Genomic DNA, 11,866 nt, shown 5'->3' with positions numbered 1-11,866 from the left:
CTCCCGAGAGGGCGTGTGTTTCCCGCCATGCGCAACGGTCCCGCACGATGAACGTCACCGACTCCTTCCCGCTCGGTGCCGCCACCACGCTCGACGAACTCGCCCGGGACCCGCATCCCCGGCTGGCGCAGCTGCGGGCGCGCGAGCCCGTGTCCTGGCTGCCGGAGCTGGGCGGCTGGCTGGTGACCCGACGCGATCTCGCGCTGCACGTGATGCGGGACGCCGCGACCTTCACCGTCGACGATCCCCGGTTCTCCACCGCGCAGGTCGTCGGGCCGAGCATGCTGTCGCTGGACGGGGAGCAGCACACCCGCCACCGCGAGCCCTTCAACGCCCCCTTCCGCCCGCGGCAGGTACGCGACGGCTTCGCCTCCTTCATCGAGCAGGAGACCGACCGACTCATCACCGCGCTCGAGCCGGCCGGGGCCGCCGAACTGCGACGCGCCTTCGCCGGACCGCTCGCGGTCGCCGTCGTGACCGAGGCGCTCGGGCTGGCCGGTGCCGGCACGGACACGGTGCTTTCCTGGTACGACTCCATCGTGCGGTCGGTCTCGGACATCACCGCCGGACACGAGGCGGGGCCCGCCGGAGCGGCCGCGTACGCGGAGCTGCGGGCCGCCGTGGAGAACACCGTTGCCGACCGGGGCAGTTCCTCGCTGCTGGTCTCCGCCGCCGGGCGCCTGGCCCTGCCCGAGGTGGCTTCCAACGCCGCGGTCCTGATGTTCGGAGGCATCGAGACCACCGAGGCGATGATCACCAATGCGCTGTTGCACCTGCTGAGCCACCCGGGTCAACTCGCCCTCGTACGCGGTGACTTCGAGCTGCTGGACGGTGCCATCGAGGAGTCGCTGCGCCTGGAACCCGGCGCCGCCGTCGTGGACCGCTACGCGACATGTGACACCGCACTGGGCCCGGCCACCATCCGCCGGGGCGATCTGGTGACCGTCTCCCTGGCCGGCGCCAACCGCGACCCTGTCGTCTTCCCCGACCCGGACCTCTTCGACGTCCGCCGCGAGAACGCCCGCCTCCAACTGGCCTTCGCCCACGGCCCGCACCACTGCATCGCCGCCCACCTGGCCCGCCTGGAGACCCGCATCGCCCTCCAACGCCTCCTCGAACGCCTCCCCGCCCTGCGCCTCGCCCCGGACCGCCCCGCAGCCCCGTACGGCCTGGTCTTCCGCAAGCCCCCCACCCTGCATGTGCAGTGGGACAGCCCTCGCTGAGCGGCAGTTGCGGCCGTTGTCGCGTCACGGTCGATGGCAGTGGGGCGCGTTGTGGCGACCTCCGAACCGGCACACACCGCACGTGCCCTCGCGGAGAGGAAGGGCCAGGTGCCGGTCGATCCTCTCGCGCGGCGGCACGACCGGAGCATCCGCGGCGCAGCCGGAGGCGTCGGCGCGGCCCTCCAGCACACTGGCCGGACAGCCGACCGCGAACGCGTCCCGTGCCGACCGGTTCGACCGCCTTGGGGGGCAGCGAGGGCACGGTCGTCCGCACATTCTCCGCACACGACGTCGCCCCGTGCTCGGCGTCCATGACGACCACGACTGGCGCGGAGCTGAGCAGTGCCCTCGATGTCATCCGGGCGCGCGGTGCCCCCAACTCCTCGGCCTCGTCGCGCCCGACCAACACGAAGTCGTCGGCCCGCTCGTGGGGCGGCAGCCGGGGATCGCGCTCAGCCGGCGGGCGCAACGGTCGGAGAGCGCCCCGCGACAGCCGACAGACCGACGCGCGCACGGCGGCCGTCCTGGTTCGCCGCGGCGAGACGGCAGGTGCCGCCACGGCCAGGATCGACGCCTACGTGCCCCTGGCGCCCGGTGGCGACCCCGCGGGAGTCCGCGAGCGGGGCGCCGGAATCCTGCCCGAGTACATGCTCCCCGAACCCGCCGCCTCCCGCCCGCCGAAGCGTGAGCCGGCCCCAGGCGCACCCGCCTTCGACGACCTCACCGCAAGCCTGACGGAGATCTGGAGCGACGTGCTGGGCATGCCCGTGGCCCCGGACGAGGACTTCTTCGAGCTCGGCGGCAACTCCCTGTTCGCCGTCCGTATCGGTGCCGCCCTGCGCGCCCGCGGCTGCGGGAGCCGTACCGCCACCCGACGGTCCGGAGGCCGGTGGCGAGCCTCAGGGCCGTGGCCCGGCGGGGTCCACCCATGTGAGCCCGTCCTCCGACGCCACCAGCCCGCCCGGCCGCACCGGCGTCTCCTCCTCCAACGGCCCGCCGAACACGCCTCGTTCCTGCAGAACCGCACCCTCCTGGAACACCTCACGGATGGTGGCGGACTCGAAGAGGGGGTTGCGCAGGCCGTCGGAGTCCGGCAGCCGGCCCACCGCCGAGCCGAGCTCCGAGGAGGCCGTCGTCAGCCGGGCCTCCGCCTCCCCGAGCCCGCCGAAGGCGGCGTCGCCGGAGGCCAGGCCGCCCACCAGTTCCACGAACGCCTCCAGTTCCGTCGCGCCCACGTTGGTGACCTTGCGGGCCTTCCAGAAGTACGAACGCTCGTCCTCGTGCATGTCGTAGAAGGAGACCAGGAACTCGTAGAACAGGCTGTACTCGTGCCGGTAGCGGGCCTCGAACTCGTCGAACAGGCGACGCTCGTCCAGCGTCCCCGCGAGGCCGCTGTTGATGGACCGGGCCGCGAGCAGGGCCCCGTACGTGGCGAGGTGCACGCCGGAGGAGAGCACCGGGTCGACGAAGCACGCCGCGTCACCGGCCAGCACCATGCCGGGCCGCCACAGCCGGGACTTCCAGTACGACCAGTCCTTGCGGACGCGGACCTGGTCGTAGGGCATCTCGGTGGCCTGCGGAACCCCTTGGAGGAGGTCGCGGACCTCGGGACAGGAGTCGATCAGCCGGCGCCAGGCCGCCACCGGATCGCGCTGGATCGCGGCGGCGTTCTCCCGGCTCACCACGGCCCCCACACTCGTGAGGTCGTCGCGGAGCGGGATGTACCAGATCCAGCCCTCGTCGAAGGCGGCGCAGAAGATGTTGCCGTCGTTGGGCTTCGGGAGCCGCTTGCCCCCGGCGAAGTAGCCGAAGACCGCGATGTTGCGGAAGAAGTCGGAGTACGTCCGGCTGCCGCCGACCTCGGTGTGGATCCGGCTGCCGTTGCCGGAGGCGTCCACGACATAGCGGGCCCGGGCCTCGCGGAGTCCGCCGCCGGAGCCGCTCCAGCTGACGCCCCGCACCCGCTCCTCGTCGGCGAGCACGCCCTTGACGCGGCAGTTCTCCCGAACGTCGACGCCGACCCGGCGGGCGCCCGCCAGCAGGATCGCGTCGAACCGCGACCGCTCGACCTGGTAGGCGAACGAGGTCGGGTCGGCCAGCAGGGGAGAAAGAGCGAAGGAGAACTGCCACGGATCCCGGTTCCGGCCCCAGCGGAACGTCCCGCCGCGCTTCAGTTTGAAGCCCGCCCGCGCGACCTCGTCCTCGACGCCCAGGATGCGGCACACACCGTGCACGGTGGACGGCAGCAGCGACTCGCCGATCTGGTAGCGGGGGAACGTCTGCTGTTCCAGGAGCAGGACGCGGTGGCCGCGCAGGGCGACAGCGGTGGCGGCGGTCGACCCGGCCGGACCGCCGCCCACGACGATCACATCGAACTCCTCGACTGCCCCGTGATCAACGGTGGGTTGTGCAACAGTCACTGTGCTTCTCCTAGGGAGTCGATCCATGCGCGGACGGCCGCCACGGTGGTCGGAGCGTGCTCCTGCATGAACGAGAAGTGGTCGCCGGGTACGTCGACCTGGGTGTGCGGCAGTGGCCAGGACGTCCGCCACTCGTCCGGGCCCGCGCTCGCCGCCATCTCGGCGGTGGGCTCGGTCGCCCTCACCAGCAGGGTCGGGGTGTCGACCGGTTCGGGGTCCCAGCCCAGGAACATGCGGGTGTACGCCCCCAGGGCCGCAACGCCCGCGTCCTCGTCCCCGCCGAACTCGGTGCCGCCCAGACGCGGCGCGATGACCGCGGGGAGCGACAGCAGCCAGTCCTTGTCGCTGTTGCCGTCGTCGACGAGGTACGTGTCCAGCAGTGCCTGCCCGAGGGGAGCGGCCCCCATCGCTTCGAGCCGCCGGGTCACGGCGTGGGCCACGGCACCCCCGGTGCTGACGCCGACGACCACGAAGGGTCTGCCGCCCACGTGCCGCAGCACCGACTCGGCGTGCGTGAGGGCCAGTGTCTCCCGGTCGGCCGGCACCGCGCCGCCCGCATCGATGCCCGGGTGCGGGAACTCGAAGACGTCCATCTCCCCTTGAAGAAGACCGTGGAAGCGAGCGAACTCCCCGCCCGGCGCGCCGAACGTCGGGTGGGTGCCGGTGAAGAACACGAGCACCGGGCCGCCGTCCCCGGCGTCGGTGGCGCGCCGCACCGGCGGGATCGCGCGTTGCCGGCTCTCGGCCGGGTCGAACGTCGGAACGGCCCAGGACGCCGTGACCAGCATCTGCATCGCGGCGACCACCTGACCGGCCTCGCAGACCCGACGGTAGAGCGAGGACAGGGTCTGCGCGGGCCGCGGGTCCGGTGCCCCCGCGGTGTCGGGCGCCGTCGCCGGTAGGTCGTCCTCCAGCAGGCCGAGGATGTGACGGGCCAGCCCCTGAGCCGTCGGATGCTCGAACACCACGGCGGCCGAGAGCCGCAGTCGCAGCGCCATGCTCAGCCGGTTGCGGACCTGCACCGCCATCAGCGAGTCGAAGCCCATCTCGGCGAAGGACCTGCCGGCCGGGAGCGCGTCGGCGTCCGGGTATCCGAGCACCGCCGCCACGTCGGCGCTCATCAACTCCGTGAGCCTGCCTTCCCGTTGACCGGCGGGGAGCTCGGCCAGCACCTGCCGCCATGCTCCCGGCTCCCACACCTGCTCCGGGCCGGGCCGGGCCTTCTCGACGGCAGGCGTACGAGGGCGCACCAGCCCACGCAGGAGCGGCGGCAGCGGCTCTGGGGCGGCTCGGAGGGCCGCCCGATCCAGCAGAACGGGCGCCGGCACGGGCTCGCCTTCGCGGAGCGCCGCATCGAACAGGGCCAGCCCCTGCGCCGTGGACAGCGGCCGGAGCACGTCACCTCCCCGCTGCTGGGTACCGGCCATACCTCTTGCGGTCTCCCACGGCCCCCACGCCAGGGACACGGCCGGCAGCCCGATCCGGGTGCGGTGGCGGGCCAGGGCGTCCAGGAAGGAGTTGGCCGCCGCGTAGTTGCCCTGGCCCGCGCGACCCAGCAGCCCGGACACCGAGGAGAACAGGACGAACGCCGACAGATCCAGGTCCCGTGTCAGCTCGTGCAGATGCCAGGCCGCGTCCGCCTTCGGCCGCAGCACCGCGGCCATCCGCTCGGGACTCAGCGCGGTCAGTACCCCGTCGTCCAGCACCCCGGCGGCATGCACCACGGCGGTCAACGCGGGCGCACAGCTGTTGATCACCTCGGCGAGTGCGGCACGATCGGACGCGTCGCAGGCCGCGATCCGCACCTCGGCGCCCAACTCCTCCAGCCCGGCGCGCAGCTCCCGGGCGCCGGGCGCCTGCGGCCCCCGGCGCCCGGTGAGCAGCAGGTGCCGTACGCCGTACGAGGTGACGAGATGGCGGGCGAGCTCCGCGCCCAGGGCGCCGGTGCCGCCGGTGACCAGGACGGTGCCGGCCCAGCGAGGGGTGTCCGCCGTCGCGGTGCCGGTGGCACGGACCAGTCGCGGCGCGCTCAACCGGCCGGAAGAGGCGGACAGTTGGGGCTGTCCGGTGGCCACGGCCGTCGGCAGGAGCCGTAGCGACTCCGGTCGTCCGTCCACATCGACGAGGGTGATGCGCCCCGGGATCTCGGACTGGGCCGTGCGCACCAGCCCCCACACCGCGGCACCGGCCAGGTCCGGGTCCGGTGCGGTGGCGTTCCGCGTCAGCACCACCAGGCGGGAGCCTGCCGTTCGAGGGTCGTCCTGCCAGTCCTGCAGCGTGCGCAGCACCCTCGCCGTCAGTGCGTGCACGGCGGGCAGCGGGTCGGGATCCGCCGCCGGGCCGACGGCCGTGAGGACGACGGTGTCCGGTTCGTGTGCGGCGGTGTCCACGACTTCGGGGAGCAGCGTGTGCAGGTCCAGCTCGTCCGGGCCGAGCAGCGCCCAGCGTCCCGTGGTGCCCCGTTCGCCGTCGGGCGGTTCGACGGGGGTCCAGGCAGGGCGCCACAGGGCCTGCCGGGCCACGTCGAGTTCGTCCGTCGGGACCGGGAGCTGCCGGGTGACGAGGGAATCCACTCGTGCCACCGCGCGGCCTGCCGGGTCGGCCAGCGTCACCGAGAGCGCGTCCGCTCCGGTCGGGGCGACGCGCACGCGTACCTCCGATGCGCCCGCCGCGTACAGCCGCACACCGGTCCATGCGAACGGCACCCGGAGAGCCTCCGCCTCGCCCGCGGAGCCCGCCAGCAGCGGTGCGTGCAGTGCCGCGTCGAGCATGGCCGGGTGGATGCCGAAGCGGTCGGCGCCGGTCAACTCCCCGTCGGACAGCCGGACTTCCGCGAACAGTTCGTCCCCGCGTCGCCACACCGCCCGTACGCCCCGGAAGGACGGCCCGTAGGCGAGGCCGCCCTCCGCGAGCCCGTCGTAGGCGTCCGTGAGGTCGACCCCGGCGGCGCCCTGCGGGGGCCATGCCGTGAGTTCCGGGTCCGGCGGCGGAGCCTCCCCGGGACCCGGGCCGAGCAGCCCGGTGGCATGCCGGGTCCAGGCGGGCTCCCCGTCCCCGTCGGGGCGGGCGTAGACGTCGAACGGCCGTCGGGCGGACTCGTCCGGCTTTCCTACGACGATTTGGACGCGCACCCCCGTGTCCGGGGCGAGGGCCAGGGGAGCCACGACCACGAGTTCGTCGAGAGCGCCGCAGCCCGTCTCCTGGCCCGCCTGTACGGCCAGCTCCACGAACACCGTCGCGGGGACGAGGGCCGACCCGGCGATCACATGGTCGGTGAGCCATGGGTGCGTGGCGGGGGAGAGCAGGCCGGAGAACACCGTGCGGTCGGTGTCCGGCACGGTGAACGCCGGTCCCAGCAGCGGGTGTTCGTGGGCGGCCGGAACGGGGCCCTGCGTGCGCGGCGCGTCCAGCCAGTACCGGCGGCGCTGGAAGGCGTACGTCGGCAGGTCCACCCGGCGTGCCCCGCTGTCCGCGAACACCGCGGGCCAGTCGACCTGCGCCCCGCGCACATGGAGGCGGGCCACGGCGGTCAGCAGGGTCTGCGGCTCGTGTTCGCCGCCGCGGGTGGCCGTGATGCACAAGGGGCCCTCGCCGTCCGGGCCGGTCAGACATTCCTCGGCCGCCGCCGTCAGCACGGGACCGGGGCCGATCTCCAGGAACGCCGAGACGCCGTTGTCGCCGAGCCACCCCAGGGCATCGGCGAACCGCACCGGCAGGCGGGCGTGCCGTACCCAGTACTCCGGGGTACACAGCTCCCCGGCCTTGACCGGACGGCCCGTCACCGCCGAGACCACGGGTATCCGTGGCGGCCGGAAGACCAGCCCCTCGGCGACTTGGCGGAAGTCGTCGAGCATCGGCTCCACCAGCGGCGAGTGGAAGGCGTGGGCGACCCGAAGGCGTACGGTCCTGCGGCCGCGGGCCTCGAACCCGGCCGCGACGGCGAGAACCGTCTCCCGTACGCCGGAGATCACCACCGAGCGCGGTCCGTTGAGGGAGGCGATCGCCACCCGGTCACCGGCGTTCTCGAGCGCCGCGAGGACCTCCTCCTCCGTCGCGTGCAGGGCCATCATCGCCCCGTCGGCGGGCAGGGCCTGCATCAACCGGCCGCGGGCGGCCACCAGTCGCGCCGCGTCGGGCAGATCCAGCACTCCGGCGACATGGGCCGCCGCCAGTTCCCCCACGGAGTGACCGGTCAGGAAGTCGGCCCGCACGCCCCAGGACTCCAGCAGCCGGAACAGCGCCACCTCGAAGGCGAACAGTCCGGCCTGCGTGAAGTCCGTACGGTCGAGCAGTGCGGCCTCGGGCGAGCCCCGCTCCGCGGACAGCACCTGACCCAGCGGCACTTCGAGGTGGCCGTCGAGCTCCCGGCAGACCTCGTCGAAGGCGGTGGCGAAGGCGGGGAACGCGGTGCGCAACTCCGCGCCCATGCGGACGCGTTGGGCGCCTTGGCCGGTGAACAGGAAGGCCATGCGCAGGCCCGGGGCGGCGACGGCTCGCATCGAGCCGATGCCGTCGACGCCCTCGGCGAGCGCATCGAGGGCCGCGAGCATCCGCGTTCGGTCGTCGGCCGGCACCATCGCCCGGTGGGCGAGCGCCGTCCTGGACACGGCCAGGGAGACGCCGACGTCGGCCGCGGAGAGGTCGGGGCGGGCGGTCAGGTGGTCCGCGAGGCGGCGGGCCTGGGCCCGCAAGGCTGCCTCGTCGGCACCGGAGAGCAACCAAGGCATCGGCGGTTCGGCAGCGCCTTGAAGGGGCAGGGGGCTGCTTTCATGTGCGGCTTCGCCGCGATGGGGGTCCCCCCGATCGAACGAAGCCGAGAGTGGGGGAGCGACCAGCCACGACGTACCCGCAGGCGATCGACGGCCAATCGTGGCACTTTCCGCGGAGCGCTTGGGCTCCTCCAGGATCACGTGGGCGTTCGTGCCGCCGATGCCGAAGGCCGACACACCCGCTCGGCGCAGCCTGCTGTCCGTCGCAGGCCACGGGCGGGCCTCGGTCAGCAGCCGCACCCGGCCGGTGGACCAGTCGACGTGCGGTGTCGGGGTCTGCGCGTGCAGGGAGCGGGGGAGTTCCTCGTGGTGCAGGGCCTGCACCATCTTGATGACCCCGGCCACTCCGGCGGCCGCCTGGGTGTGCCCGAGGTTGGACTTGACCGAGCCGAGCCAGAGCGGTGGCCGGTCCTCGGGCCGCCCCTGGCCGTAGGTGGCCAGCAGCGCCCGTGCCTCCAGAGGATCACCGAGCGTGGTGCCCGTGCCGTGCGCCTCCACGGCGTCCACGTCCTCGGGGCGGAGTCCGGCGTCGGCCAACGCCCGTGTGATCAGCCGCTGTTGGGCCTGACCGTTGGGGGCCGTCAGCCCGTTGGACGCGCCGTCGGAGTTGACCGCGGAGCCGCGCAGCACGGCCAGCACCGGGTGACCGTGGCGGCGGGCGTCGGACAGCCGCTCCAGCAGCACCAGGCCCGCGCCCTCGGCCCAGGCGGTGCCGTCCGCCGCGGCCGAGAACGACTTGCAGCGGCCGTCGGGCGCCAGACCGCGCTGACGGCTGAACGCCGTGAACGGTTTGGGCGTCGCCATCACCGTGACCCCGCCCGCCAGAGCGAGTGAACACTCCCCGGAACGCAGCGCCTTCGCCGCCCAGTGCAGCGCCACCAGCGAGGAGGAGCACGCGGTGTCGACGGTGATCGAGGGCCCGCGCAGACCGTACACGTACGAGATCCGACCCGAGGCCACGCTGCCGGAGGAGCCCAGGCCCAGATGGGCCTCCAGTTCGTGGGTGGTGAAGCGGGCGGAGTAGTCGCCGTGCATCACGCCCACGAACACGCCGGTGTCGCTCTCACGGATCGCGGCCGGGTCGATGCCCGCCCGCTCCCACACCTCCCACGACGTCTCCAGCAGCAGCCGCTGCTGGGGATCCATGGCCAGCGCCTCGCGCGGCGAGATCCCGAACAGTCCCGCGTCGAACTCCGCGGCCCGGTGCAGGAATCCGCCCCGGCGCGTGTACGAGGTGCCGATCCGGTCGGGGTCGGGATCGTAGAGGGCGGCCAGGTCCCAGCCCCGGTCGGTCGGGAAGTCTGAGGTCGCGTCCCCGCCCTCCGACACCAGCCGCCACAGGTCCTCGGGGGAATCGACGTCGCCGGGCAGGCGGCAGCCCATGGCGACGATCACCACGGGATCGTCCGTGCTCGCACCCGCTGCGGAGGGCCGCACGGTCGTGGTGTCCGGGGTGAAGAGGGTGCCGTGCAGGTGCCGGGCCAGCGCGGCCGGTGTGGGCTGGTCGAAGACCAGCGTCGAGGGCAGCCGCAGTCCGGTCGCCTCGCCGAGCCGTTCGACGAGCGTGACGGCGCCCACGGAGGTCAGGCCGAGGTCCGTGAACGGGCCGTCCGCATCGAGGCGTTCATACGGTCCGCTGTCGCAGACCGCGGCCGTCTCCGCGAGTACCGCCTCGCGCAGCGCCCGCTCGCGCCCCTCGGCCGGCAGGGACAGCAGCCGCTGCCGCAGGGCTCCCGCGGCGGCCGTGGCGGAGGACGGGGCGGGCGGGGCTGCTCCCGTGACGACCGCGTGGCGGGCGATCTTGCCGGACGCCGTGCGCGGTACGGCCGCGATCTCGCGGATCTCGACGGGCACCTTGTACTCGGCCAGCCGGCTCCGGCACGCGTCCAGGACCTGCCGTGGGTCGAACCCTTCCGGTCCCGGGACGACGTAGGCCATCGGGACCTCGCCGAGGACGGTGTGCGGGGCGCCCACGACGACCGCGTCCCGCACGCCGGGGCAGCGCAGCAGCGCCTCTTCGATCTCCGTGGGGTGAATGTTCTCCCCACCGCGGATGATCAGCTCGCTGACCCGGCCGGTGAGGGTGAGATGGCCGTGTGCGACACGTCGGCCGAGGTCCCCGGTGCGGTACCAGCCGTCCCGCAGCGCGGCCTCGGTCTCCTGCGGCCGGTTGTGGTAGCCGGTCATCAGGCTCGGGCCGCGCACCCACAGCTCGCCCTCGCCGCCGTCCGCGACATCGTTGCCGGAGCCGGGATCGACGACACGCACCTCCATGCCCGGCACCGGCGGACCGCAGGAACCGTCGACCCGCGGGCCGTCCGGACGGTTCACCGCGATCATGCCGCAGGTCTCGGTGCTGCCGTACGCATCGAGGAGTTGTGCCCCCAACAGGTTCTCCACCGCCCGGCGCAGGGCGGGTCCGCTCGGGGCGCCCGCCACGATGCAGGTCCGCAGTCCCGGCGGGGTCGAGGAGGGCTCCTCCTGGGCGGAGGCCAGCAGCTGGTGGTAGGTGGCGGGCACCCCGGCCAGGACGGTGTAGGGGCCGCCCAGGTTCTCGCGCGGTGTGTGCAGCTCCCGCAACAGGCCTCCGGGCGGGAGGAGTTCGCCGGTGATCCTGGCGCTCGCGCCGACCGCGGTGACACCCAGGACGGCGAGGGAGTGCCCGAAGCTGTGGAACAGCGGCAGTGGCCACAGCAGCCGGTCCGTGGCGGAGAGCCCGAAGAGCGGGGCGTAACAGGCTGCCGCCGACCACAGGGCGGCGCGCTGGGTGGACAGCACGCCCTTGGGGCGGTGTGTGGTGCCGGAGGTGTAGAGCATCCAGGCGGGCTCGTCGAGCCCGAGGTCGTCCCGCGGCCCGGCGGGCGAGGGCTCGGCGGCGATGGCGTCGAAGAGGACCGTTCCGTCGGGGGCGTCCTCGGGTATCGGCCCGGGGCCGGTCAGCAGGATGCGTGGAAGGCGGTGTCCGGGACCCAGGCGGTGCAGGCGGGCCAGGTGCGCGGGGTCGGTGACCAGTACCGAGGCGCCGCTGTCCTTGAGGAAATGGGCGAGTTCGGCGTCCGAGGACCGGGGATTGAGCGGCACCCCGACCGCTCCCGCCCTGACGGCGGCCAGCACACTCTCCACCGTCTCCACACAGTTGCCCAGGCAGATCGCGACCCGCTCGCCCCGCCCCAGGCCGGTCCGGGCCAGGTGCGCGGCGAGTCGCCCGGTGCGCCGCTCCAACTCCGCGTAGGTGAGGACACGCACGTCGTCGGCGAACGCCACACGTGACGGTGCCTCCCACGCGTGCGCCTTCAGCAGCTCCGGCAGCGGCCGGATCAGCCCGTCGTGCGTCATGTTCCTGCCCCTCCGGCGCGTGCTCGGCACGGCCGCCGTCAATCCCCTTGCAGGTCAATGACGTTGAGCCTACGGGGCAGAGGGCCGGGTGATCGAATGTTCCGGCGGGGTGGCGCAA

At 73.6% G+C, this 11,866-nt stretch carries 3 protein-coding genes and 1 pseudogene; 2 read left to right on the top strand and 2 right to left on the bottom strand.

Annotation, left to right across the window (positions count from 1 at the left end):
* Nucleotides 1–47: 47 nt before the first annotated feature.
* Nucleotides 48–1,223: a cytochrome P450 gene (locus ACWDAG_RS11950; RefSeq protein ID WP_450695454.1), complete on the top strand. Its 1,176-nt coding sequence runs from the start codon at nucleotides 48–50 to the stop codon at nucleotides 1,221–1,223.
* 311 nt (nucleotides 1,224–1,534) lie between these two features.
* Nucleotides 1,535–2,017 (top strand): annotated as a pseudogene (locus tag ACWDAG_RS11945) (hypothetical protein); the annotation flags it as partial.
* A 105-nt stretch (nucleotides 2,018–2,122) separates the two neighbouring features.
* Here ACWDAG_RS11945 and ACWDAG_RS11940 read toward each other — a convergent pair.
* Entirely contained in the window at nucleotides 2,123–3,670 is a 1,548-nt protein-coding gene (locus tag ACWDAG_RS11940) for a tryptophan 7-halogenase (protein ID WP_450695453.1), read from the bottom strand.
* Complete coding sequence (locus ACWDAG_RS11935) at nucleotides 3,640–11,748, bottom strand: type I polyketide synthase (RefSeq protein ID WP_450695452.1); 8,109 nt, start codon at nucleotides 11,746–11,748, stop codon at nucleotides 3,640–3,642. Before ACWDAG_RS11935 ends, ACWDAG_RS11940 begins: the two co-directional genes overlap by 31 nt.
* Nucleotides 11,749–11,866: the final 118 nt, after the last annotated feature.

The organism is Streptomyces sp. NPDC001157, from assembly GCF_053598255.1.
The sequence above is the reverse complement of the archived record's forward strand: the minus strand, read 5'-3'. Positions and strand labels throughout refer to the sequence as shown.